The sequence below is a fragment of the Kribbella sancticallisti genome, from assembly GCF_039530625.1.
Taxonomy (GTDB): Bacteria; Actinomycetota; Actinomycetes; order Propionibacteriales; family Kribbellaceae; genus Kribbella; species Kribbella sancticallisti.
Genome location: NZ_BAAAOS010000017.1, coordinates 267,845 through 289,671, shown reverse-complemented (window position 1 = coordinate 289,671; position 21,827 = coordinate 267,845). Strand labels below are relative to the sequence as shown.

Here is a 21,827-nt window from a genome sequence, read left to right as displayed (position 1 = left end):
CTCAGGCCGTCCTCGGGGAAACGAAACGCAGCAGCGCGGGCAGCGCGACCACGGCCATCAGCATCATCGTCACGCCGGTGATGACCTTCAGGGTGGAGTCCGTGGGCGCGGAGATCAGCTTGATCGCCGCCGCGTAGATGAGTGCGGCCACGGGTTTGTAGATGATGAAGCCGGCCAGCCAGGCGACGGCCCGCTTGAACCACATCATCCCGACCTCGGTGTTGGTCGCCGAGGCGGTCAGCGGCAGTACGCCGACCAGCAGGATCAGCATGCCGTAGCGGACGATCATCAGCGCCAGTTGGACCAGCGAGGTGATCACCATCAGGATGCCGATGAAGACGACCAGGATCAGCCCGAGGCCGCCGTCCTTCAGCGGGTTCACCATGATGTCGGCCAGCTTGGTGGCGAACGACCGGTCCCCGAGGGCCTCGCCGATGATCCATTCGGAGAAGGCGTCCGAGGCCTGGATCAGCAACGAGGCGAAGCCGACGCCGGCGGCGGAGACCATCGTCATCGTGAGCAGGCTCTTGAGGATGTCGCGCAGCGGTTCACCGCGCTGCGAGACGGCCATCTTGATCCCGCCGACGATCACCGCGATCGAGGCCGCGACCACCAGCAGGTACTGGGTGTGGCCCTGGACGAAGCTGACTGTCTGGTTGCCGTCCAGGTTCGGGCTGTCGATGGTGATCCAGAGGAAGCCGACGGCCTGCATCACCGCCTGCACCGCCGACACCACCAGTTCCTTGATGGCGTCGAAGAGCAGACCGAAGAAGGGCCCGAGGGCGAGGTTCACGGCCTCACCGAGGACGTCGGCGATGCAGTCGTCCCAGTTGGGCGGGTACCAGCAGTTGCGCAGCGGAATCATCACGCGCCCCCGAACCGGACGTAACCGTCCAGGGTCCGCAGCAGGTCCGGCGCCGTCTCACCGTTGAAGCTGCCGTCCTCCTTCAGCTCGGCCCGCCAGTCGCCCCGCTGCCAGACCATCGTCACCGGCATCGCGGCGACGTTGCGGTCGTCGATCCGTACCGCGACCGCGATGATCGCGCGGTTCGGCAGGTAGTCCAGCACCTTGAACCCGGTGAACTGCGACTGCCCGGGTGGCGCCGTCTCCGGCGTCCGCGGTCCTCTGGCCTCGGCCAGCGCCCTGGTCCGGCCCGGATTGGCGACGACCTGCTGCATCAGCACCCTCTCGGTCAGTTCGGGATTGCGGATCTGGCCGAGGATCACCATCGCCGCGAGCACTGCTCCGGTCGGCGAGTGGGCGAAGCAGTACCGGATGCCGGCCGAGTCCATCGCGGCCGGACCGCCGACCTGCTGGGTCGGGATCAGCATGTCGGTCTCGAACTCCCACGTCACCGCGATCGGCGCCGTGTGCGGAATCCGCTGGTCCGGGTTCTTTGCCCGGCAGCCGGCCCCCGCTCCCGGCGTGGGCCGCCGGGTCGGCGTACCGGTCGGCTCCTCGGTGGGAGTCGCCGGCGGCACGGTCGGTTCGCCTGTGGGCTGTTCAGTGGGTGCCACGGTGCTCGGCGTCTGGGTGGGCTGGCTGACCGGGGTGCCGTCACCCCGGGCGAAGAACCAGACCAGGAGACAGACGACGATCGCACCGACGACGATCGCCGAGGCGACGAAACCACGTTCTTCCCAGAAGCTGGTGTCCTCGCCTCCGGCGTCGTCTGCTCCCGAGTCAGCGTCGGGATCCCTGCTGAACAGTCCCACCGAGGATCAGCCTCCGACGGTCCGGTGGGCAGGAGTGCACAACGTCACTTCAGGGCGCCCACGAGCACGGTGGCCGAGGCGATCACGATGCAGGCCGCCAGGACCCAGCCCAGCCGGGCCGCGTGCTCGCCACCCTCGCCGCGGCGCTGCCCGACGGCCATCATGGCGCCGGCGATCAGGATGCCGAGGACGCAGATCGAGAAGGCGATCCAGCGCACCCAGTCGATCACCAGGTCGAGCTTGTCCCCACCCGGGGGCTTAGTGCCGCCGTTCATGATCAGGTCGGGAATCAGTTGTGCCAACATCATCGCGCTAGTGCCTTTCAGTATGGGGCGGGGTAGTCCGCTGGGTTTGACGCGCGTAGAGCGTAGATGGATTCAAGAACTTCGAAAACCTCGTCGGGGGTGTTGTCAGGCGTGGGATCCTCCCCCCTTCGCCACTCCTCGATCCACGGAATGTCCCAGACCCTCGGGACACCGCCGCCGACGATGTCGGCGAAGTCGTCGAGCACGCGCGGCAACCGGCCGGGGGCGTCGGCGATCAGCACCAGGCCGAGCACCGCCACTCCCTGGACGACCCCGGAGGCCCACTCGATCGCGGCCCGCTGAGCGGCGCGCAGGCCCGATCCGTGGGTCCGGGCGACCAGCACGACCGGCGTCGGGATCGGCGGCGGCGGGATCGGCCAGCGATGGCCGGCCGCGCGGGTGCCTGGCAGTAGGTGCGACATCGTGGTCTCGCCGGCCCCGCCGTGCACGCCGACCCACCACAGGGTGTCGGCGGCGGGAATGGCGAACTTGGGCAGCCGCTGGTCCTCCGCCGGGGCGGGGACGCCGTGCTGCGGCGCCGACGGACCGCGCGGAGTCAGGTCGACAGGCTGCTGGGGCGGACCCTGCGGCGGCTGCTGCGGACCGGGATTCGGCGGTTGTTGCCGAGTCCACGGGTTGTGCTGCGACTGCGTCATGGCCCCTCCTTTCGCGGCGTGTCACGGGCTGTCGCCCACAGTATTCTCTCGCTATCCGGGTGTGCTGGCGTGACCCATCCACAGGCGAGGATGTTTCTACCCCCTTGTCGGGGTCAGACGAGCCGGGCGGGCTCGCACGGTGGCATGCCATCGGGCGGGAGCATGAGTTCGGGCGGACGACATGCTAGAACGGCCAGGTCCGCGAAGGTCTAGCGAGGGAGTTCTGTGGCTGGAATGAGAGGTCACCGTGGCTGACAAGGGCATTCCGTCCTGGCCCAAGGTGACGATCCGGCTGTATGACGACCACAACGCCGAGGTGAAGATCGCCGGGCGCAGTCACCCGGTCAACCACCACGACCCGCGGCAGGCCGCGATCCAGCTGGTCAGCGAGCGGGCGGCGCAGCTGGGCCGGCCGGTCAAGGCGACCGCGATGGAGTCCGACGGCGTCTCTTGGCCGCTGATCATCCACCCGGACGGCCAGGTCGAGGCGGTCGAGGCGGCGACCAAGAACCAGAAGCCGATCTGGCCGATCATCGTGGCCACGGTGGTGGCCGGAGTACTGATCGCCGCGACCGTGCTCTATCTCGTCGTGCTCAGGCCCGACGACGGTGTTCCCACGCCGACCGAGTCTCCCAAGTTGCCGCAGCTTCCTCCGCCGAGCGTCGGGCCGGACCAGTTCGCCGCGCGTCCGGTGCCACCGGGCTGGTCGGAGAAGGCCAGCTGGACCGTGGACATCAAGCCCGACACCGCGCCCGCCGTCTCGCCCGACGGCAGCGAGGTAGCCATCCTCACCACGGACGAGAAGGTCGCGGTCTTCGACAGCGCGGGCAAGGTCCTGTGGCAGGACAAGGTTCCGCGCGACGCGGAGACGCCGGTCTACACCACCATCGATTCCAAGCCCGTCCTGGCGGTGGCCGCGCCGGAGACCTTGTACTACTGGGCGGGTGACGGCGCCGAGCCGATCGAGCTAGAGCTGCCGAACTCGGCCGAAGTGCAGTTCTTCGGCAGCTCTCCATTGATCGTGCTCAGCAGCGAGGCGGGCACGAGCATCGTGTCGGGTGGCGAGCTCAAGGCCGTCCCGAACCAGCCGCGGCTGTCCACGACCCTGCTGGCCGAGGGCGACAAGGCCCTGATGGCCCGGTACGCCGGACCGCTCTACTGGAGCCAGCCCGGCAAGGATCTGAGCACTGTGCAGCTCACTGCGCCGAAGGGCTTGAAGGACGTCGACCACATCGTTGCCGCCAGCCCCGGCCAGGTCCTGGTGCTGTGGAAGTCGGCCACCGTCGACCAGGTGGTCCCGGTGGTGCACTCCACGGCCACCGGCGCGATCGTCGCCACCTGCCCGGCCGCCTCCACCAGCGATGTCTCCGGCTGGCAATTGGTGCCGGACACGGCCCGCAAGGTGGCCGCGTGGGGTGAGTGCCTGATCAACTTCACCACCGGGGAGACCTCGCGGCTCGAGGGTTTCCAGCCGCTGTCGATCACCGGCCAGACGATCTACGGGACCACCGACGGCAATCTGGTGGTGACCACCCCGGGCGGCAAGGTGTACCCGTTGCCCAAGGGAACCGCCCGGCCGTGGGGTCTCGCCGGCACGCACGCGATCGTCGTACACAACAGCGTGCTGTACGCGTTGGACAAGAAGTGAAGGCCTGGGCGCGGGTGGTGGCCGCGCTGGTCGCCGTGCCGTTGCTCCTGGTGTCGGCGGTCACCGCGGTCGCCGACGACGATCCGGAGCCGACCAAGTGGCCTCAGGTCGTGCAGCCGGACGCCAACGGCGAGGACGATCCCGAGCCGCCGAAGTGGCCTGCCCCGGAAAATCTCTGACCTGGTACTCCGTACGCCCCGGTGGCCAGCTTGGGTCCACAACACGAGAAGGCCCGCTCTCGGCGAGGAGAGCGGGCCTTCTTGGTCTTGCGTGAGGTGCTGCCTCAGACGGAGACGACCTCGAGCCGAACGGTCGCGGCCACGTCCGGGTGCAGCTGCACCGAGACCTGGTGCTTGCCGGTGGTCTTGATCGGCGAGCCGATCGAGATCGCCCGCTTCTCCACCAGCGGTCCGCCCGCGGACTTGATCGCGCCGGCGATGTCCGCCGGGGTGACCGAGCCGAACAGGCGGCCGGTCTCGCCGGCCTTCACGTCCAGCTTGACGCCCAGCTGCTCGAGCTGGTTCTTGACCTCGCTCGCGTGCTCCTTGCCCTGGATCGCCCGGGCGTCACGCGCCCGCTTGATCGACTGGATCTGCTTCTCTGCTCCACGGGTCCAGCCGATGGCCAGACCGCGGGGCACGAGGTAGTTACGGCCGTAGCCGTCCTTGACCTCGACGATGTCGCCGGGGGCTCCGAGGCCCTCGACTTCCTGCGCCAGGATGAGCTTCATGTCTCAGACCTCCCTCAGCGAGCGGTGCTCGTGTAAGGCAGCAGAGCCACCTCGCGAGCGTTCTTGATAGCGGTGGCCACGTCGCGCTGGTGCTGCACGCAGTTGCCCGTCACCCGGCGCGCACGGATCTTGCCGCGGTCGGAGATGAACTTGCGCAGCAGCGCGGTGTCCTTGTAATCGACGTACGTTGCCTTGTCCTTGCAGAAGCCGCAGACCTTCTTCTTCGGCTTCCGAATGATCTTGGCCATTGTGGTGCTCTCTTCCTACTACGAAAGCCCGGCTACTGCCGGAATGGTCACTCGGTAAATTGTCCTGCTCAGCTCAGAACGGAGGCTCTTCCATCGAGCCGCCGCCACCCTGACCTGCCCAGGGGTCGTTCTGCGGCGCGGACTGACCGCCACCGCCGCCGCCACCCTGCGGGGTCGCCCAGGGGTCGTTCTGCGGGGCGCCACCCTGGCCGCCGCCGTAGCCACCACCCTGGTTGCCGCCACCGCCACCACCGAAGCCGCCACCGCCGCCGCCACCTTCGCCGCCGGGACCGGAGCGCATCGCTTTGGTCACCTTGGCAGTGGCGCTGCGCAGGCTCGGACCGACCTCGTCGACGTCGATCTCGAAGACCGTGCGCTTGTTGCCCTCGCGGTCGTCGTACGAACGCGACTTCAGCCGGCCCTGCACGATCACGCGCATGCCGCGCTGCAGCGACTCGGCCACGTTCTCCGCGGCCTGGCGCCAGACGGAACAACTCAGGAACAGCGACTCGCCGTCCTTCCATTCACCTGACTGCCGGTCGTACGTCCGCGGGGTCGACGCGACGCGGAAGTTCGCGACGGCCGCACCGGACGGAGTGAACCGGAGCTCAGGGTCGTCGACAAGATTGCCGACCAGTGTGACGACGGTTTCGCCTGCCATTGCCGTTCCTCCTGCTTTCGGGTGTGGCTGTGTCTACAGCTATCAGTAGCGGATGGCACCGACACTGAAGCTGCTGACGACCCCAGGGATCAGTGCTGGTCCGGACGGATGACCTTGGTGCGCAGGATCGACTCGTTCAGCGTGAGCTGACGGTCGAGTTCCTTCACGACTGCCGGCTCGGCAGTCAGGTCGATGATGGCGTAAATGCCTTCGGACTTCTTCTTGACGTCATAAGCCAGCTTGCGCCGGCCCCAGATGTCGAGCTTCTCGACCGTGCCACCTTCCTTGCGGACGATGTTCAGGTACGTGTCGAGGGACGGCTCCACGGTGCGCTCTTCGAGCTCAGGGTCGAGGATCACCATGACTTCATAACGACGCATGCGCGAACTCCACCTCCTTCGGACTTGGCGGCCACGGTCTCTCCGTGGCAGGAGGGCGATGCGGGTCGCTCGGCGCCGACAATCGCCGTCGGCGTCAAGCAGTAAGCCCGGTCGAAGGACCGGGCCCACACCAACAGAATACCAGCGGTCGGACACGCTCTTGACCACTATCCACAGGCCTCTATCCGCGGATGTGCTCCGGAGTTTGAGCCTGAGCAGCAACTCTATGCCTCCGAGCAACTACTACAAGCAACGGTAGCGCCAGAGCGATCGAAACTGTGGACAACAGTACGAAACCGCCCTCGGCGAAGAGCCAGGTGGAGGTGGCCGTGGCCAGCGCCGAGACGGCCCAGACCCAGGCTTCCACTCGGCTCTCCAGCCTGGCCTGAGCAGCCGGGGAGCCTGCGGCGGCCTGGGTCAGGAACGCGCTGCCGCCGAGGTAGCAGAGGTTCCAGGCGTAGCCCAGGAGGAACAGGGCCGGGGTGAAGGTCAGCCCGCTCGGCCCTGCCACGACTAGGGCAGAGACGACGAGGGTGGCGAGTCCGGCGAGCATCACGGGCTTCGGACCCACCCTGTCGATCCACCAGCCAGTGACGGGTGCCAGCGCGAACATGCCCAGCGTGTGAGCGGACAGCATCAGCCCGAGCACGCCGAGCCCGTGACCGTGATGGTGTGCGTGCACGGGCACCGAGGTCATCAGAGCCACCATCACCAGGTGCCCGACGAGCATGACGCCAGCCGCGACCACCGTCGTACTGCGGGCTGCCGCAACCGGGCGCGGCTCGCCCCGAAGGTCCGAGGAATCCGAGGCGTCCTCGCCGCCCGGGGCGCGCTGCGCGGCCAACTGCGGCCGGATCCGGCTCGCCGCGAGCAAAGCCGAGAACGCTGCAGCCACCGCGAGGAGGAACGGTCCAGCGAGTGGCGGGAGTCCCGCACCTTCGGCAGCGACCTGGGCTGGCTGCAAGAGGAACGGGCCACCCACGGCGCCTGCAGTACTGGCCCAGACGACTGTGCTCATGGCGGCCGCTCGTCGTGCGGGTGCGACCACCTCAGCGGCGGCGTACCGGGAGAGCAGGCTTGCGGCGTTTCCTGCGCCGAGCAGGAACATGCCTACGAAGAGCAGGAGCACGGGCCCTCCGACAGCGGCCAGCACTGTGAGAGCACCGCCCGCCACCGCTACGCCGTACACGGTCCGCAGGGCCTGGGCGCGGCCGAACCGGGCGCTCCACCAGCCGACGGCCACCGCGCCGGCCGCAGTACCGAGGACGCCTGCGGTGTTGGGCAGCCCGGCCAGGCCGGCAGACAGTTCGTCAGCGATCAGGATCGTGCTCACGGCGCTCGCGGCGACCATCGCGGCGTTCATCAGGGCGGCGGCCAGAATGACGGGGATCAGCATGGCATCAACGCTAGAAAGGCCGTGGCGGCTGCTGAATGCCCGAAGTAAGGCATCAGCTCTTGCCGGGCCGCGATATCGAAGGTGCTCTTGGGAGATGACCTTTCAGGAGCGAAACCTGGACGCCACCGACTGGCAGATCCTGTCCGAGCTGCAGGCCGACGGGCGGCTGTCGTTCAACCAACTCGGCAAGCGGGTCAACCTGTCACCCCCGGCCGTCGCGGACCGGGTCCGAAGGCTGGAGGAGTCCGGGGTGATCGTCGGCTACAAGGCGCAGGTCGATCCGTCCCGGGCCGGGCAGCCGCTGTCGGCCTTCGTCCAGATGCGCTGCACGACCGGACGCTGCCTGCTGAAGACGACCAGGTCCGAGGACTTCCCCGAAGTACTCGAGATCCACAAGCTCAGCGGCAACTCCTGCACCATGCTGCGGGTCCGGGTCGCGTCCATGCGCCATCTGGAAGGGCTCTTCGAGCGGCTGGGCGAGCACGGCGAGATCAACACCCACGTCGTCTTGTCGACGGAGTTCGAGGGCCGCCCGGTGCAGCCGCCCGCCGTCGACGCCCGGCCGGTGACCCGGTCGCAAGGCTGGTCCTGACGGGGTCTTGCCGGACTGTCGGTGGACGGTCATAGGGTGGCGGCATGAGCTTGAAGCTAGGTGCGCACGTCGATCAGGACGACCCGCTGGCCGAGGCGGCCGACCGGGGCGCCGACCTGGTCCAGTTCTTCCTCGGCGACCCGCAGGGGTGGAAGGGACCGAAGGTCTCGTACTCCGACGGCGCCGAGGCGCTGCAGGCCCGCGCGGAGGCCGAGGGCATCGACCTGTACGTGCACGCGCCGTACGTGCTCAACGTCGCGACGCTGAACAACCGGATCCGGATCCCGAGCCGCAAGCTGCTCCAGCAGACCCTGGACAAGGCGGCCGAGGTGGGCGCCAAGGGTGTCATCGTGCACGGCGGTCACGTCGGCAAGGACGACGACCCCGAGACCGGTTTCGACAACTGGCGCAAGTGCATCGAGCGGGCCGATCTGCCGGTGCCACTGCTGATCGAGAACACCGCGGGCGGCGACAACGCGATGGCCCGGCGGCTGGAGCGGATCGCGCGGCTGTGGGACGCGGTCCAGGCCTCCGGCAACGAGAACGTCGACAAGGTCGGCTTCTGCCTGGACACCTGCCACTTCCACGCCGGCGGCGAGGAACTGCCGACGGTGGTGGAGAAGGTGCTGGCAATCACCGGCCGGATCGACCTCGTGCACGCGAACGGCTCCCGTGACGCCTTCGGGTCCGGTGCCGACCGGCACAGCAACTTCGAAGAGGGCGAGATCGACCCGGCCGAGATCATCGCCGTGGTGAAGGCCGCGGGCGCGCCGGTGGTGGTCGAGACGCCGAACAGCGACCACGGGCAGAAGGCGGACATCGACTATCTGCGGGCCCACCTGAAGTAGCTTCCTGTACCGTCCGGCGCATGCCCGATGCCGAACCGTCGCCTGAGCGCGCCCAGCGCATCAGCAAGCGCCTCCTCTGGACCTGCGCCGCGCTCACCGCGGTCATCGGGGTTTTCCTGGTGGCCGACGTGGTCAAGTCGGCCGACACCTACCAGCCGCAGGCCTGGGTCGGCGTGACACTGTCCGCGCTGGCCATGCTCGGCCTGATCGTCCTGTACGTCGGTTGCGCCCGCGGGCGGCTCGACCTCGGGCAGTCGGCTGTGGGCAAGCTGAATCTCTTCCAGCTGTCAACTGTAGGCCTGGTGATCGCGGTGGGGGCGGACATCCTGATCCCGGATCGCGACACCGGCGGACTCGCCCTGCTGCTGCCGTGGGGCATCACCTACTGGCTGCACAACCTGAACCGCGAGCCCAAGCCCTAGCCCCAGCGGACAATGGCCGGATGCAGAACTGGACCGAACAGGTACCCGAGCTCTTCGCACCGGCGTTCTGGGGGTGGGGCGAGCTCGACGTCCGGTTCAGCACCGAGCAGCCACCCGACGAGCTGATCAGCAACGTGCACGTGGTCGCCCGGACCGAGGGCGGCATCGTCGTCTGCCGCAACGACCTCGGCTGGCGCTTCCTGCCCGGCGGAACCCGCGAACCGGGCGAGGCGATCGTCGAGACCGCTCGCCGCGAACTCCTGGAGGAGGCCGGCGCGCGCCTGCTCGGACCGCTGACGTGGGTCGGCGCCCACCGCGCGGATCACCGCCGGCCCGGACCGTACCGGCCGCACCTGCCGCATCCGGTCTCCTACTGGATCAACGTCGTCGCCGACGTGGTCATCGACCACGAACCGACCAACCCGGCTGACGGCGAGCAGGTCCTGGAGGTCGTCGTACTGCCGGCCGACGAGGCGATCGCGTATCTGGACGCGATGGACGACAACCAGGGCGTGATGGGCAACGTGGTCAGGCTGGCTCAAGCAATGGGACTGATTTAGCCTGCACCGACCGTGAGGTGATCGACCAGGAGGTGAACAATCGCGCCGCCCTGTCGCGCTGAGGATGAAAGCTGTCCACAGCCGACGGAAGTCCTGCCCCAGGGGCATCGGCCGCCGACAGAAGCGTCAGCGGAGGTTCAGGCCGCCGTCTAGGAGGATTACTTCGCCGGTCAGATAGTTGTTGGCGATGATTGCGGCGATCAGGTCGGCTACGTCTGAGGGTTGGGCGGCGCGGCGCATCGGGCTGCTGGTTTTCCACAAGGTTTGGGCTTCGGTCCAGGTCGCGGTCATGGCGGTGTCGACCAGGCCGGGGGCTACGGCGTTGACCCGGACGGCTGGGCCGAGGGCGGCCGCGAGGAGCTTTGTGACGTGGTTGAGGGCGGCCTTGCTGGCGGCGTACGCGATGGAGCTGCCCTTCGGGCGGACTCCTGCATGGCTGGTTACGTTGACGATGCAGCCACCCGACTCGCGGAGCGCGGGCAGGGCCGCAGTACAGAGGAGCCAGGGCGCGATCAGGTTCACGTCGAGGAGGCGTCGCCAGTCGGCGGCGGACAGGCCGTCCAGTTCGGCATGCGGGACAGGCCAACTGATGCCCGCGTTGTTGACCAGTACGTCGAGCCGCCCGTGCTCCGCGATCACCCGGGGCACCAGCCCGGCGGCTTCGTCCTCGTTCTCGAGGTCCGCCTGCAGGTAGCTGCCGCCGAGTTCGGCGGCCAGCGCCAGGCCGGCGTCCCGGCTGCTCCGCGAGTGCACCACCACCATTGCCCCGTCGGCCGCCAGCCGTCTCGCCGTCGCCTCGCCGATCCCGGAGGTCGAGCCCGTCACCAACGCCACCGCACCTGTCTGCACCGGTCCAGCCTAGAAACCTATGTACGCCGACGCGCATCGTCCCTACCTTGAGGAGATGAAGCCGTACGAGGAACTCGTCGAGGAGGCGCTGGCCGCGTCCTTCAGCGGCTGGGACTTCGGCTGGCTCGGTTACCGTGCGGTGAGCGCCGATCTGTCCTGGTCGTACGACCGGCTGGCCCGGTCCGCGCTGGAGCAGGCGACCCGCGTGCTCGACATCGACACCGGTGGCGGCGAACTGCTGGCCTCGCTCGCGCCATTGCCGGAAGCAACAATCGCGACGGAGGGCTACGAGCCGAACGTTCCGCTCGCGCAGTGCCGGCTGGCCGCGCTCGGCGTCGACGTCCGGCGGCACGGTGTCCTGGATCCGCTCCCGGTCGAGGACGACGCGGTCGACCTGGTGCTCAACCGCCACGGCCGCCTCGAAGCGCCAGAACTAGCCCGCGTACTGCGTACCGGCGGCGTGCTGGTGACCCAACAGGTCGGCAGCCGCAACCACGCCGACCTGAACGAGGCGCTCGGTGCTCCCCCGGTGATGCTGGCGGCCGCGAACCACTGCGAGGGCGCGGTGAACGCGCTGCACGAACAGGGCTTCGAGATCCTCGAGGCCGCCGAGGAGTGGCCGGAGTTCGTCTTCCTCGATGTCGGCGCGATCGTCTTCCACCTGCGCGCGATCCCGTGGCAGATCCCGGACTTCGACGTCGACAAGTACGAGCCCGCGCTCCGGGCGCTGGACCAGCGGATCCGCACTGAGGGCCCGTTCGTAGCCCACAACCACCGCTACCTGATCAGGGCCAGGCGTCAGGCCCGGTAGCGCAGCCCATCCATCAGCAGGTCGAGCAGCCGCCCGGCCTGTTCGCGGTTCGATCCGGCGGCCAGCGCGACCCCGCTCAGGCTGATCAGCACGTCCCCGGGCGCGACGTCCGACCGGATCTCCCCGGCCGCGGCGCTCGCCTCCAGCAGGGGCCGGATCGCACCGACCAGCAGTTCGACGCTCTGCGCGTACGGATCGGCGCCGGACGCGATCACCGCGCGCAACGCGTCGGCCATACCGAGTTTGCGGGTCATGTAGTCGATGAAGCGATCCATCCAGGCCCGGGTCGCCTCGGCCGGCGCCATCGAGGCGAGCAGTTCGGGCGCGGCGTCGCAGACGACGGCCAACTCGTTGCGGTAGGCGGCCTCGACCAGTGCCTCGCGGGTCGGGAAGTGCCGGTAGAGCGTGCCGATCCCGACGCCGGCGTTCTTCGCGATGCCCTCGAGGGTCGCTTCCAGCCCGCACTTGGAGAAGGACTCGACCGCCGCCGCGAGCAGCAGGTCGCGGTTGCGCTGGGCGTCCGCGCGCAGCGGACGTTCACCGCTCACGCCCATGCCACTCTCCCTTCGCTTCCCGCCGTCGGACCAAGAACCTAGCCGAACCCACCGTCGACTTGATAAACGGAGGCTCCTCCGATTAACTGGAAACCTACCGGAGGAACCTCCGTTTAATCCTAGCTCGGATCAGAACAGGACAGCTGATGAGCAGAATCACCACACCTTTCACCCGCGAGTCGACCGCGGACCAAGTGATCGGCGGAGTAGACCTGACTGGCCGCCGGGCCGTCGTCACCGGCGGCGCGTCCGGCATCGGCGTCGAGACCGCCCGGGTACTCGCGGCCGCCGGCGCCGAGGTCACCCTCGCCGTCCGCAACCTGACGGCGGGCGAGCAAGCGGCCGCTGAGATCACCGCTTCGACCGGCAATCAGAGTGTCTTCGTCGCGCCGATCGAACTGGCGGACCGTTCCTCGGTCCGCTCCTTCGCCGACAACTGGCAGGGCCCACTGCACATCCTGGTGACCAACGCCGGCGTGATGGCCGAACCACTCAACCGGACGCCGGAGGGCTGGGAGCACCAGTTCGCGACCAACCACCTGGGCCACTTCGGCCTGGCGCTCGGGCTGCACCCGGCCCTCGCCGCTGCCGGGAACGCCCGGATCGTCTCGGTCAGTTCCAGCGCGCACCTGAGATCGGGGGTCGTGTTCGACGACATCCACTTCGAGCACCGCCCGTACGACCCGTGGGCGGCGTACGGGCAGTCCAAGACGGCCAACGTGCTCTTCGCGGTCGAGGCGACCAAGCGCTGGGCGCCGGACGGGATCACCGCCAACGCATTGATGCCGGGTGGCATCCGGACCGCCCTCCAGCGGCACGTGGACCTGGACGCGGACCCCGCGCTCAAGGAGATCTTCGACAACTACCCGTGGAAGACGGTCGAACAGGGCGCGTCCACCTCGGTCCTGCTCGCGGCGTCGCCGCTGCTCGAGGGAATCGGCGGCCGGTACTTCGAGGACAACAACGAAGCCCTGCCGCACGCACCGGGCATCGAAGGTGTGGCCGAGCACGCTCTCGACCCGGACGCGGCGACCCGGCTGTGGGAGGTCTCGCTCGATCTGCTGCTGAGCTGAAGGCATTTCTCACCTGCGGTCCGAGTCCCCCCAGGTGAGCGGCATCCGGTCAGGTTTCCGGCTCGGCTACGGTCTGGCGCTGCGGGCCGGTAACCTGACGGACCGTGAGTGACTTGAGCATCCGGACCATCTCCGCCGAGCAGCACGCCGCGTACGTCGCGGCGCAGCCTTCGGCGAGCTTCCTGCAGACCCCGGGCTGGGCGGCGGTGAAGAGCGAGTGGAAGGCCGAGTCGCTGGGCTGGTTCGATCCCGCCGCTCCGGATCAACTGGTCGGCGTCGCCCTGGTGCTCTACCGGCAGATGCCGAAGGTCAAGCGCTACCTCGCCTACCTGCCCGAGGGACCGGTGATCGACTGGGACGCGATCGACCTGGGCCGGTACCTGCGGCCGCTGGCGGCGCACACCCAGGAGCAGGGCGCGTTCGGGCTGCGGATGGGTCCGCCGGTGCCGACCCGGCGCTGGACCGCGAAGACGATCAAGGACGCGATCGCCAGCGGGCAGCAGCCCAAGCTCGGCGACGTCCGGCCGGACGTGATCGAGCCGTCCGGCGCGACCGTGGCCGCCCAGCTGCGCGCGCTCGGCTGGAAGCCGCCGCGCACCGGCGAGGGCTTCGCCGCGGGACAGCCGCAGTACGTGTTCCAGGTGCCGCTGGCCGGCAAGACGCCGGACGAGCTGCTCACCGGCATGAACCAGCAGTGGCGGCGCAACATCAAGAAGTCGGCCAAGCTCGGCGTCGAGGTCTCCCTCGGGACGCCGGAGGACCTGAAGGCCTTCCACGCGCTGTACGTCGAGACGGCCGAGCGGGACCACTTCACCCCGCGGCCGCTGCCGTACTTCACCAAGATGCAGGCGGCGATGGCGAACCAGCCGGCCGACTGCTGCGACTTCCGGCTCTACAACGCCTACCACGAGGGCGACCTGGTCGCGTCGACGATCTGGGTCCGGGTGGGCGGGCACTCCTGGTACTCCTACGGAGCCAGCTCCACCGCGAAGCGAGACGTCCGCGGATCGAACGCGATCCAGTGGCGCATGATGTCGGACGCGCTCGAATCCGGTGCGTCCGTGTACGACCTACGGGGCATCACCGACACCCTGGACGCGAACGACCCGCACGTCGGGTTGATCCAGTTCAAGGTCGGCACCGGCGGCGAAGCCGTCGAGTACGTCGGTGAGTGGGATCTGCCGTTGAACAAGGCGCTCTACACCGCATTCGACCTCTACATGAGACGGCGATGAAGCTGACATGCCCCTGACCCTGCACATCGACTCGGACCGCTGGCGCGACCACCTCCGTTCCACGTGGAACCAAGACATCATCCCGGTCGCCAAGGGCAACGGGTACGGCGTCGGCAACACCCGGTTGCTCGCCGAGTCCCGCGCGCTGGGCGCCAAGACCGTCGCGGTCGGCACGTACTTCGAAGTACCGCCGGACTTCAAGGACGACGTCGTGGTGCTCTCGCCGTGGCGGCCGTTCCTGGAGATCCCGCAGGGCAAGAACGTCATCCACACGGTCAGCCGGCTGGCCGACCTGGTCTCCATCCCGGCCGGCAGCCGGGTGCTGATCGAGGTGCAGACCTCGATGCGCCGGCACGGCATCGGCGCGCGCGAACTGCGGCACACGATGTTGCTGAACGCCCTGGACCGGATCAAGTTCGAGGGCTGGTCCCTGCACTTCCCGATGGGCGCGGGCGGCACGTCCGCGAACATCCGGGAGGCGCAGGAGCTCGGCAAGGCGGCCCGCGCGGTCCGCAACGGCCCGCTGTGGGTGTCGCACGTGCCGGCCCAGAAGCTGGCCGACATCGGCGACGACGTCCGGCTCCGGATGGGCACCGGCCTCTGGCTCGGTGACCGCGGCGCCTTCTCGGTCGCGGCCACCGTGCTCGACGTCCATTCCGTACGCCGGGGCGAGCGCGTCGGGTATCGCCAGCGCCGGGTCGCCGGGGACGGCCACATCCTGGTCGTGTCGGGTGGCACCGCCCACGGCGTCGGCCTGGAGGCTCCAACCGCGGCCGCCACCGTGCGGCAGCGGGCGATCGCGATGGCCAAGGGCAGCCTGGACGCCGCCGGAATGGCGCTGTCGCCGTTCACCATCGAGGGCAAGCAGCGCTGGTTCGCCGAGCCCCCGCACATGCAGGCGAGCATGCTCTTCCTGCCGTCCTCGGTCGCCCCACCCGCGGTCGGCGACGAGGTCGGCGTCGATGTCCGCTTCACCACCACCGTCTTCGACCGGGTGTCGATGGACTGAGCGTGGACCTGGAGCTTGACTTCAGGTGCCCTTGAGGTTGGAGCGTGGGGGTATGGGCGAACTGACATTCCTGGACCGGATCGAGCAGACCACGGGGGCGCTCGCGTTGCGGGCGGAGTCGTACCGGTTGCTGGGGCTGGCCGCCGGTGACACCTGCGTCGATGTCGCCTGCGGAGCCGGGCACGCGGTCGGTGAGTTGACCGCGGCCCAGATCAAGGCGATCGGCGTCGACACCGACCCGGCCGCCATCGCCACCGCCAGATCCCGTACTCCGGACGCGGTGTTTCACGTGGCACCATCCGATCAACTGCCGCTGGAAGACGAATCGGTGGACGGCTATCGCGCTGCCCGGCTGTTCCACCTCCTCGCCGACCCACAGCCGACGATGGCCGAGGCCTACCGAGTACTACGGCCCGCCGGGCGGATCGTGCTCGTCGGTCAGGACTACGGCTTCTTCATGCTCGACAGCGACGACCAGGATCTGACCGACGTGGTCCTGCTCGGGCTCGAGTCGCGCTCGGTGTCTCCTCGTGCGGCACGTGGCTACCGCGATCTGCTGCTCGACAACGGCTTCCACGACGTCGAGGTGGTCGTCCACACCGAGGTGGTCACCGACCATCGGCTGCTGGCGAAGCAACTCGAAGGCGCGGCGGCGGCCGCGGTCGAGAAGGCGCTGATCACCCGCGACGACGCCGACGGCTGGCTCGCCGAACAGACCGACCGCGGCCGCCGCGACCGCTTCCTCGCCGTCCTCCCGATCCTGCTGGTCGCCGCAACCCGCTGAGTCCCGCGGGTCAGCCGTTCTTGAGGCCGCCGCGCCAGCGGACGGTGGGGAGGAGCGCGCCGAGGTTCACCCGATCCTTGTTCGCGGCAACGATGTCGAACATCGACTCGATCAGCGTGTCCGACAGCAGGTGCGGCTGCAGGCCGAGGCCGACCAGGCCGGTGTGCTTGACGTTGTAATAGTGCTCGGGCTGCTCGACCCGCGGGTTCTCCAGGTGATCGACCTGGACCGGGCCGGGGAAGCACTCGGCGACCAGGGCGGCGATCTCGCTGACCGAGTAGCTCTCCGTCATCTGGTTGAAGACGCGGAACTCCCCTGCCTCCGCAGGGTTCTCGACCGCAAGCCGGATGCACTCGACCGTGTCCCGGATGTCCAGCAGGCCACGGGTCTGGCCGCCGGTGCCGTAGACGGTCAGCGGCTCACCGAGCACGGCCTGGATGACGAAGCGGTTCAGCACCGTGCCGAACACCGCGTCGTAGTCGAAGCGGGTCGCCAGCCGCGGGTCGCGGATCGTCTGCGGCGTCTGCTGCCCGTAGACCACGCCTTGATTCAGGTCGGTGACCCGCAGACCCCAGACCCGGCAGCCGAACTCCAGGTTGTGCGAGTCGTGCACCTTGCTCAGGTGGTAGAACGAGCCCGGCTTCTTCGGGTAGAGCATCCGGTCCTTGCGGCCGTTGTGCTCGACCTCCAGCCAGCCCTCCTCGATGTCGATGTTGGGCGTGCCGTACTCCCCCATCGTGCCGAGCTTGACCAGATGGATGTCCGGGTCGATCTCGGCCATCGCGTACATCAGGTTCAGCGTGCCGATGACGTTGTTCTGCTGGGTGTAGACGGCGTGCTGCCGGTCGATCATCGAGTACGGCGCGGCCCGCTGCTCGGCGAAGTGCACGATCGCCTCCGGCCGGAACTCACGGAGTACTTGGTAGACGAAGTCGGCGTCGAGCAGGTCACCGGCGTACGACGCGATCCGCTGTCCGGAGACCTCTTCCCAGGCGGCGACCCGGGTGTCGAGATCCTCGATCGGGACCAGGCTGTCGACGCCCAGTTCGCGGTCGTACCCCCGGCGGGCGAAGTTGTCGAGCACTGCTGCCTGATGCCCTTGATCGGACAGATGCAGCGCTGTCGGCCACCCCAGGTAACCGTCACCACCCAGGACGAGAACACGCACGGACCGACCACCTTCCGGACAGGGAACAACCTTTGTCCTGATCATTTGTACCCACTCGACGCCAGATTCACCTTGGAGAAGCCTGGCAATCTCCTGTGAATCGGGTCGCACCGGCGACGTTCAGGCTCAGCGGGCACAATGGGCTGGATGCAAGAACATTCCGGAGCCTTCAGCAACGCCACCGGGCGTGACCTCGAGCAGGGCGGCGCGGATCAGCCTCGCTACCGCCGCTACCAACTCGACCTGATCTCCCCGTACTGCGGCCGCTCGGTGCTCGAGGTGGGCGCCGGACTGGGCGAGTTCGCGGCGGGTTTCACTGGTCTGGACCGATTGGTGGTCACCGATGCCGACCCGGACGCGGTGAAGTTGCTCGCGGCCCGTTTTTCCGATCGGCCCGAGGTCGAGGCGCGGCAACTGGCGCTGGGCAGCGAGTTCAGCCTGGACAAGCCGGTCGACTCGGTGATCGCGATCAATGTGCTGGAACACATCGAGGACGACGCCGGCGCGCTGCGATCGCTGGCCGAACTCGTGGTGCCGGGCGGGTCGATCGTCCTCTGGGTGCCCGGCTACCAGCAGTTGTACGGGGAGTTCGACCGCCGTGTCGGGCACGTCCGCCGGTACACGCCGGCCACCGTCAGCGACGCCGTACTAAGAGCCGGGCTGCAGGTCGAGGTCGCGAAACCGGTCAACCTGCTCGGCGGCATCGCCTGGTGGGCCGCGGTCCGCCGAGGGGGCAGCACCGCGCCGAATCCGAAGCTGGTGGCGATCTACGACCGGTTCGTCGTACCGGTCACTCGGGCGGTGGAGCGCCGGATCCGAGTCCCGTTCGGGCAGACGGTGCTGTGCGTGGCGCGGGTGCCGGCCTGAACTTGTTGCCGCGAGCAAGCACGTACTCGCGGAGCCAGGTGGTCGTCATCACCCGCGCGTAGTTGGCGCCGTACACGACACCGGGGCCTTTCTTGCTGGTCCCGTCGCCGCGGCGGCGCATGGTCATCGGCAACTCGACCACGCGAGCTCCGCTCGCCAGCACTCCGAGCAGCAGCTCCGACGACTGGTACTGCGGCTCCCGCAGCGTCACCGAGCAGGCCAGCTCGGCCCGCATCGCCCGGAACCCGAACGACGTGTCGGTGAGTTTCCGCCTGGTCAGAACCGACGCCAGTACGGCGAAAACCCGTACTCCGAGCCAGCGCAACCTGCTGTCCGCGTCCTCCTCACCCAGGCGGCGTGAACCGGTGACGAAGTCGGCCTGCCCGTCCAGGATCGGCTTCAGCAGCGCGTCGAGCTCATCGTTGTCGTACTGCCCGTCCGCGTCCGTAGTGGCCACGTACTGCGCTCCGCCCTGCCCGGCAAGGTGATACCCCAACCGGAGCGCCGCACCTTGGCCACGATTGCTCGGGGCGATACACACGTAGGCCCCCTGGGCGGCGGCGATCTCGGCAGTGTTGTCCTCGGCCCCATCCACGACCACCAAGACGTCGACGGGCAGACCCGCGCACGTCTTCGGCATGTTCGCCAGCACCGGGCCGATCCCGCCGGCTTCGTTGTAGGCGGCAATCACCACGACGAGCGGCGCGAAGGCCGGCTCGCCATGACGTTCGCGGAAGTCCTCCAGCGCCTCGGAGTCCACCTTGTCCGGGTAGTTGGCCATGGCCGGTCGTCCCTGGTCGGCCCCCAGCAGCGCGCGCAGCCCGATCGCTCCCGCCAGCGGGAACAGCACCAACCCGGGCAGCTGATAGCGCCAGGAGAACTCGAAGGCAGCAGAGCCGAGCAGCAGGATCAACCCGCCCGCAACGGGTAGGAGTGCGGCAGAGCGAAGACCGGACTTCCTGGCTCGGCCGAGACCGGCCACGGCTGCTAGAGCGATCAGCACGGCTATCCCGAGTGCCAACCCGGAGGTGTAGCCACCGTTCAGCTGGTAAGCCCTGAGGATCGCCGCAGGATCGTGGTTGACGTGCGGCGGCATCCCGCCCCACCGCTGCGAGGCCTCGACCGTGTCCGGGTCATCCAGGTTCGGATAGGTCAACTGGAACTGCCACCGCTCCAGCGGTACGTCGTCCGGCGAGGTCGTCCTGGTGGGAGCGAATCCCTTCAGGAAGTCCTTGAAAGCGGCCCAGGCCACGTCGAACGGCTGATGCCGGATCACCAGCCCGCTGAACTCCTCGGCCAACTGCTGCTTGGTAGTCCCCGGTGGTAGCGGGCCCGGCCAGTTCGGATCGCCGTAGTGGTTGTGCGCGTACTTGTCGACGCCGAGACGTTGCCCCAGCGGCTCCTTCGGGCAGAACAACCTGGTGCCCTCGTTGAGCGGCAGCTTGGCGCAGTCGGCGACCACTGCGGTCCGCCCGTAGAGGACCTGGTTCTCCGCGCCCGAGATCGCCCACCTACCGGTCTCAGAGTGGAAGTTGCCGGCGTAGGCGACCAGGACGAGAGCGAATCCGGCCAGCGCGGCACCGGTACGCAGTACGAGTTGGGTGCGGCGGTGGCGCCAGGCCGAGCCGACCACGACGAGGTACAGGAGCACAGGAACGATCAGGGTCAGGCCGATCGTGCGTACTGCGAACGCGGCGCCCAGGAGCAGCCCGGCCAACCCTGCTCGCTTCCAGCCCGGCTTACCCCAGCCAAGCAGGATCCAGAGGATCGCGACGAGCAGTACGTCGAAAGTGGTTTCAGCCATGATGTTCTGCTCGATCTGCACCTGGTAGGCGTCGAGCAGGATCGGTGCGGCGGCCAGTGCGGCGAGCCAGCGGTAGACGCCGAGCCGCCGGGCCAAGGCGTAGATGGCGATGCCTATGCCCAGACCCGCCAGGTGCTGGACGATCACGACGCCCGTCAGGCCGCCGAGGTCGACCAGAGGGCGCAGTACGAAGTCGTAGCCGATGGGGTTGAGCTGGTCGGGCTTCAGCTCCTCCATGTTCTTCAGGTACTGCACCGAGTCGGTGTAGATGATTGACGGCCGGTAGGCGATGGCCGCCAGGACACGAAGCGCCAAGCCGGCCACCAGGAAGATGGCCAGCAACCAGTGCGTTCTGAGCGCCCTCTTCACTGTTGCCGGAAGTACTGCCACGTCCGAGCCAAGCCGTCCTTCAGCGTCACAGTCGGCCGGTAGCCGAGCTTCTCTGCGCTCGCGGACACGTCGACCACCACTGCCGGCATCTCCCCGGCCTGGGCGTCCACGTGCTCTGCCGGGACGGCAGCACCCGAGACCGCGCGGACTGCCTCGAGCATGTCCATCACCGACACGGAGTCACCTGAGCCGATGATCGCCCGGCCGTCGTACTGGGTCTCCAGGGCCAGGAGCACGCCCGCGACCACGTCGTCGATGTAGACGAGGTCCCGCCGCTGCAGGCCGTCGCCGTACACGCGGACGCCTTCTCCGGCCAGCGCCGCGCGCATCATCCGCGGCACGAAGCTGTCCTTGTGCGCCATGCCCGGGCCGTAGACGTTGGTGAACCGCAGAGCCGCCGTCGCCAGGCCGTAGCTGCCGGAGTACGCCGAGAGCAGCATCTCGCATGCCGCCTTGGTCCCGCCGTACGGCGTGAGCGGGCGCAGGGGCAGGTCGGCGGTGATGGTCTCGGTCCCGACATTCCCGACGACGGCGTTCGTGGACGCCATCACGAAGCTGCCCACACCGCTGCCCCGGGACAGCTCGAGCAGGACCTGGGTGATCGTCACGTTCTCCGCGAACGTCTTCATCGGCGCGTCGACGGAGCGCAGTACCGACGTCATCGCGGCCAGGTGGACCACCGCGCGCGGCCGGGTCTCGAAGGCCGCGATGCACACCTCCTGGTCGGCCAAATCGCCGGTGATCGCCGTGACGCCGGCGTCCCAGGAGGGGTCGGGCGGATTCCGGTCCACTGCCGTCACGGGGATGTCCCGCTGCCGCAGCGCGGCGACCACGGCCCGGCCGATGAAGCCGGACGCGCCCGTCACGAGCACCCTGTCGTCGTATCCGTCCATACCTGCCAACCTACCGAAGGGGCCACCCGCGAGCGCAGATCCGGGTCTGCTGCACGAACGGTCCGCGACGAACCCTTGACCACGGGTGATCATGATGGGCAGGATCACCCCGGACGCGGGCTGACAACCTTGTCATCGGGGCCGCGTAAACATCTCGGTCACCGGACCCATCGAACGTGGCTCCGGCGGCCGGTCTGCCGTGCAAGGAGCCGTAGATGAACTTCCGCC

Annotated in this window: 26 protein-coding genes; 12 read left to right on the top strand and 14 right to left on the bottom strand. The window is 68.5% G+C overall.

Annotated features, from left to right (window positions below):
• Position 1: 1 nt before the first annotated feature.
• From ABD255_RS09050 to ABD255_RS09035, 4 genes are read right to left on the bottom strand one after another with little or no spacing between them, the layout of a single operon-like run.
• Complete coding sequence (locus ABD255_RS09050) at positions 2–865, bottom strand: TrbL/VirB6 family protein (protein WP_344211814.1); 864 nt, start codon at positions 863–865, stop codon at positions 2–4.
• On the bottom strand, positions 865–1,716 hold the full coding sequence (locus tag ABD255_RS09045; protein WP_344211812.1) for a PT domain-containing protein: 852 nt from the start codon (positions 1,714–1,716) through the stop codon (positions 865–867). The genes ABD255_RS09050 and ABD255_RS09045 overlap by 1 nt, the downstream gene beginning before the upstream one ends.
• Positions 1,717–1,760: 44 nt before the next feature.
• On the bottom strand, positions 1,761–2,024 hold the full coding sequence (locus tag ABD255_RS09040) for a conjugal transfer protein TrbC (RefSeq protein ID WP_344211810.1): 264 nt from the start codon (positions 2,022–2,024) through the stop codon (positions 1,761–1,763).
• 14 nt (positions 2,025–2,038) lie between these two features.
• On the bottom strand, positions 2,039–2,677 hold the full coding sequence (locus ABD255_RS09035) for a DUF6668 family protein (protein ID WP_344211808.1): 639 nt from the start codon (positions 2,675–2,677) through the stop codon (positions 2,039–2,041).
• 247 nt (positions 2,678–2,924) lie between these two features.
• Here ABD255_RS09035 and ABD255_RS09030 point away from each other — a divergent pair, with 247 nt between their 5' ends.
• A complete protein-coding gene (locus ABD255_RS09030) occupies positions 2,925–4,325 on the top strand; it encodes a hypothetical protein (RefSeq protein ID WP_344211806.1) in 1,401 nt (466 codons plus the stop codon).
• Positions 4,322–4,504, top strand: coding sequence for a hypothetical protein (locus ABD255_RS09025; protein WP_344211804.1), 183 nt, complete (start codon positions 4,322–4,324; stop codon positions 4,502–4,504). Before ABD255_RS09030 ends, ABD255_RS09025 begins: the two co-directional genes overlap by 4 nt.
• Before the next feature lie 104 nt (positions 4,505–4,608).
• Here the strand turns inward: ABD255_RS09025 and rplI are convergent, their stop codons facing one another.
• From rplI to ABD255_RS09000, 5 genes are all read right to left on the bottom strand, one after another.
• Positions 4,609–5,055, bottom strand: a complete 447-nt coding sequence (gene rplI / locus ABD255_RS09020; protein WP_344211802.1) for a 50S ribosomal protein L9 — start codon at positions 5,053–5,055, stop codon at positions 4,609–4,611.
• A gap of 14 nt (positions 5,056–5,069) precedes the next feature.
• A complete protein-coding gene (gene rpsR / locus ABD255_RS09015) occupies positions 5,070–5,303 on the bottom strand; it encodes a 30S ribosomal protein S18 (RefSeq protein WP_012924539.1) in 234 nt (77 codons plus the stop codon).
• Between the two features lie 73 nt (positions 5,304–5,376).
• Positions 5,377–5,964 (bottom strand): single-stranded DNA-binding protein, encoded by a 588-nt coding sequence (locus ABD255_RS09010; RefSeq protein WP_344211800.1) that lies wholly within the window; start codon positions 5,962–5,964, stop codon positions 5,377–5,379.
• Positions 5,965–6,053: 89 nt separating this feature from the next.
• Positions 6,054–6,344 carry a 30S ribosomal protein S6 gene (rpsF, locus tag ABD255_RS09005; RefSeq protein ID WP_112245171.1) on the bottom strand — a complete coding sequence of 97 codons (291 nt, stop codon included), beginning with the start codon at positions 6,342–6,344 and terminating at the stop codon, positions 6,054–6,056.
• A 181-nt stretch (positions 6,345–6,525) separates the two neighbouring features.
• Positions 6,526–7,740: an MFS transporter gene (locus ABD255_RS09000; protein WP_344211796.1), complete on the bottom strand. Its 1,215-nt coding sequence runs from the start codon at positions 7,738–7,740 to the stop codon at positions 6,526–6,528.
• A 94-nt stretch (positions 7,741–7,834) separates the two neighbouring features.
• Here ABD255_RS09000 and ABD255_RS08995 point away from each other — a divergent pair, with 94 nt between their 5' ends.
• Genes ABD255_RS08995 through ABD255_RS08980 form a run of 4 tightly spaced genes read left to right on the top strand, consistent with a single transcriptional unit; the run spans position 7,835 to position 10,162 of the window.
• Entirely contained in the window at positions 7,835–8,332 is a 498-nt protein-coding gene (locus ABD255_RS08995) for an Lrp/AsnC family transcriptional regulator (protein ID WP_344211795.1), read from the top strand.
• Positions 8,333–8,376: 44 nt separating this feature from the next.
• Positions 8,377–9,180, top strand: a complete 804-nt coding sequence (locus tag ABD255_RS08990) for a deoxyribonuclease IV (RefSeq protein WP_344211794.1) — start codon at positions 8,377–8,379, stop codon at positions 9,178–9,180.
• A gap of 20 nt (positions 9,181–9,200) precedes the next feature.
• A complete protein-coding gene (locus ABD255_RS08985; RefSeq protein ID WP_344211792.1) occupies positions 9,201–9,602 on the top strand; it encodes a hypothetical protein in 402 nt (133 codons plus the stop codon).
• A gap of 20 nt (positions 9,603–9,622) precedes the next feature.
• The gene (locus tag ABD255_RS08980; RefSeq protein ID WP_344211790.1) at positions 9,623–10,162 is read left to right on the top strand and encodes an NUDIX hydrolase; all 540 of its coding nucleotides are present in this window, start codon (positions 9,623–9,625) and stop codon (positions 10,160–10,162) included.
• 126 nt (positions 10,163–10,288) lie between these two features.
• Here the strand turns inward: ABD255_RS08980 and ABD255_RS08975 are convergent, their stop codons facing one another.
• Positions 10,289–11,011 (bottom strand): SDR family NAD(P)-dependent oxidoreductase, encoded by a 723-nt coding sequence (locus ABD255_RS08975; protein WP_344211788.1) that lies wholly within the window; start codon positions 11,009–11,011, stop codon positions 10,289–10,291.
• Between the two features lie 55 nt (positions 11,012–11,066).
• Here ABD255_RS08975 and ABD255_RS08970 point away from each other — a divergent pair, with 55 nt between their 5' ends.
• The gene (locus ABD255_RS08970; protein WP_344211786.1) at positions 11,067–11,822 is read left to right on the top strand and encodes a class I SAM-dependent methyltransferase; all 756 of its coding nucleotides are present in this window, start codon (positions 11,067–11,069) and stop codon (positions 11,820–11,822) included.
• Here ABD255_RS08970 and ABD255_RS08965 read toward each other — a convergent pair.
• Positions 11,810–12,376, bottom strand: a complete 567-nt coding sequence (locus tag ABD255_RS08965) for a TetR/AcrR family transcriptional regulator (protein WP_344211784.1) — start codon at positions 12,374–12,376, stop codon at positions 11,810–11,812. The genes ABD255_RS08970 and ABD255_RS08965 overlap by 13 nt on opposite strands.
• A gap of 146 nt (positions 12,377–12,522) precedes the next feature.
• Between ABD255_RS08965 and ABD255_RS08960 the strand changes: the two genes are divergently transcribed.
• The 4 genes from ABD255_RS08960 (at position 12,523) to ABD255_RS08945 (ending at position 16,477) form a co-directional block, all read left to right on the top strand.
• Positions 12,523–13,449, top strand: a complete 927-nt coding sequence (locus ABD255_RS08960) for an SDR family NAD(P)-dependent oxidoreductase (protein ID WP_344211782.1) — start codon at positions 12,523–12,525, stop codon at positions 13,447–13,449.
• Between the two features lie 104 nt (positions 13,450–13,553).
• A complete protein-coding gene (locus tag ABD255_RS08955; RefSeq protein WP_344211780.1) occupies positions 13,554–14,684 on the top strand; it encodes a lipid II:glycine glycyltransferase FemX in 1,131 nt (376 codons plus the stop codon).
• 7 nt (positions 14,685–14,691) lie between these two features.
• Positions 14,692–15,693 carry an alanine racemase gene (locus tag ABD255_RS08950; protein WP_344211778.1) on the top strand — a complete coding sequence of 334 codons (1,002 nt, stop codon included), beginning with the start codon at positions 14,692–14,694 and terminating at the stop codon, positions 15,691–15,693.
• Positions 15,694–15,745: 52 nt separating this feature from the next.
• Positions 15,746–16,477 carry a methyltransferase domain-containing protein gene (locus tag ABD255_RS08945; protein WP_344211776.1) on the top strand — a complete coding sequence of 244 codons (732 nt, stop codon included), beginning with the start codon at positions 15,746–15,748 and terminating at the stop codon, positions 16,475–16,477.
• Positions 16,478–16,487: 10 nt separating this feature from the next.
• Here the strand turns inward: ABD255_RS08945 and ABD255_RS08940 are convergent, their stop codons facing one another.
• Positions 16,488–17,645 (bottom strand): NAD-dependent epimerase/dehydratase family protein, encoded by a 1,158-nt coding sequence (locus ABD255_RS08940; RefSeq protein ID WP_344211775.1) that lies wholly within the window; start codon positions 17,643–17,645, stop codon positions 16,488–16,490.
• A 147-nt stretch (positions 17,646–17,792) separates the two neighbouring features.
• Between ABD255_RS08940 and ABD255_RS08935 the strand changes: the two genes are divergently transcribed.
• Positions 17,793–18,512 carry a class I SAM-dependent methyltransferase gene (locus ABD255_RS08935; RefSeq protein ID WP_344211773.1) on the top strand — a complete coding sequence of 240 codons (720 nt, stop codon included), beginning with the start codon at positions 17,793–17,795 and terminating at the stop codon, positions 18,510–18,512.
• Here the strand turns inward: ABD255_RS08935 and ABD255_RS08930 are convergent.
• Entirely contained in the window at positions 18,436–20,706 is a 2,271-nt protein-coding gene (locus tag ABD255_RS08930; protein WP_344211771.1) for a glycosyltransferase family 2 protein, read from the bottom strand. The two genes, ABD255_RS08935 and ABD255_RS08930, sit on opposite strands and share 77 nt — an antisense overlap.
• A complete protein-coding gene (locus ABD255_RS08925; RefSeq protein WP_344211769.1) occupies positions 20,682–21,599 on the bottom strand; it encodes an NAD-dependent epimerase/dehydratase family protein in 918 nt (305 codons plus the stop codon). The genes ABD255_RS08930 and ABD255_RS08925 overlap by 25 nt, the downstream gene beginning before the upstream one ends.
• Positions 21,600–21,827: the final 228 nt, after the last annotated feature.

Coding starts and splice junctions, on each gene's coding strand:
- ABD255_RS09050 (WP_344211814.1), bottom strand. CDS start 865: ATGATTCCGCTGCGCAACTGCTGGTACCCGCCCAACTGGGACGACTGC.
- ABD255_RS09040 (WP_344211810.1), bottom strand. CDS start 2,024: ATGATGTTGGCACAACTGATTCCCGACCTGATCATGAACGGCGGCACT.
- ABD255_RS09035 (WP_344211808.1), bottom strand. CDS start 2,677: ATGACGCAGTCGCAGCACAACCCGTGGACTCGGCAACAACCGCCGAAT.
- rplI (WP_344211802.1), bottom strand. CDS start 5,055: ATGAAGCTCATCCTGGCGCAGGAAGTCGAGGGCCTCGGAGCCCCCGGC.
- rpsR (WP_012924539.1), bottom strand. CDS start 5,303: ATGGCCAAGATCATTCGGAAGCCGAAGAAGAAGGTCTGCGGCTTCTGC.
- ABD255_RS09010 (WP_344211800.1), bottom strand. CDS start 5,964: ATGGCAGGCGAAACCGTCGTCACACTGGTCGGCAATCTTGTCGACGAC.
- rpsF (WP_112245171.1), bottom strand. CDS start 6,344: ATGCGTCGTTATGAAGTCATGGTGATCCTCGACCCTGAGCTCGAAGAG.
- ABD255_RS09000 (WP_344211796.1), bottom strand. CDS start 7,740: ATGCTGATCCCCGTCATTCTGGCCGCCGCCCTGATGAACGCCGCGATG.
- ABD255_RS08995 (WP_344211795.1), top strand. CDS start 7,835: ATGACCTTTCAGGAGCGAAACCTGGACGCCACCGACTGGCAGATCCTG.
- ABD255_RS08990 (WP_344211794.1), top strand. CDS start 8,377: ATGAGCTTGAAGCTAGGTGCGCACGTCGATCAGGACGACCCGCTGGCC.
- ABD255_RS08985 (WP_344211792.1), top strand. CDS start 9,201: ATGCCCGATGCCGAACCGTCGCCTGAGCGCGCCCAGCGCATCAGCAAG.
- ABD255_RS08980 (WP_344211790.1), top strand. CDS start 9,623: ATGCAGAACTGGACCGAACAGGTACCCGAGCTCTTCGCACCGGCGTTC.
- ABD255_RS08970 (WP_344211786.1), top strand. CDS start 11,067: ATGAAGCCGTACGAGGAACTCGTCGAGGAGGCGCTGGCCGCGTCCTTC.
- ABD255_RS08965 (WP_344211784.1), bottom strand. CDS start 12,376: ATGGGCGTGAGCGGTGAACGTCCGCTGCGCGCGGACGCCCAGCGCAAC.
- ABD255_RS08960 (WP_344211782.1), top strand. CDS start 12,523: ATGAGCAGAATCACCACACCTTTCACCCGCGAGTCGACCGCGGACCAA.
- ABD255_RS08950 (WP_344211778.1), top strand. CDS start 14,692: ATGCCCCTGACCCTGCACATCGACTCGGACCGCTGGCGCGACCACCTC.
- ABD255_RS08945 (WP_344211776.1), top strand. CDS start 15,746: ATGGGCGAACTGACATTCCTGGACCGGATCGAGCAGACCACGGGGGCG.
- ABD255_RS08935 (WP_344211773.1), top strand. CDS start 17,793: ATGCAAGAACATTCCGGAGCCTTCAGCAACGCCACCGGGCGTGACCTC.
- ABD255_RS08925 (WP_344211769.1), bottom strand. CDS start 21,599: ATGGACGGATACGACGACAGGGTGCTCGTGACGGGCGCGTCCGGCTTC.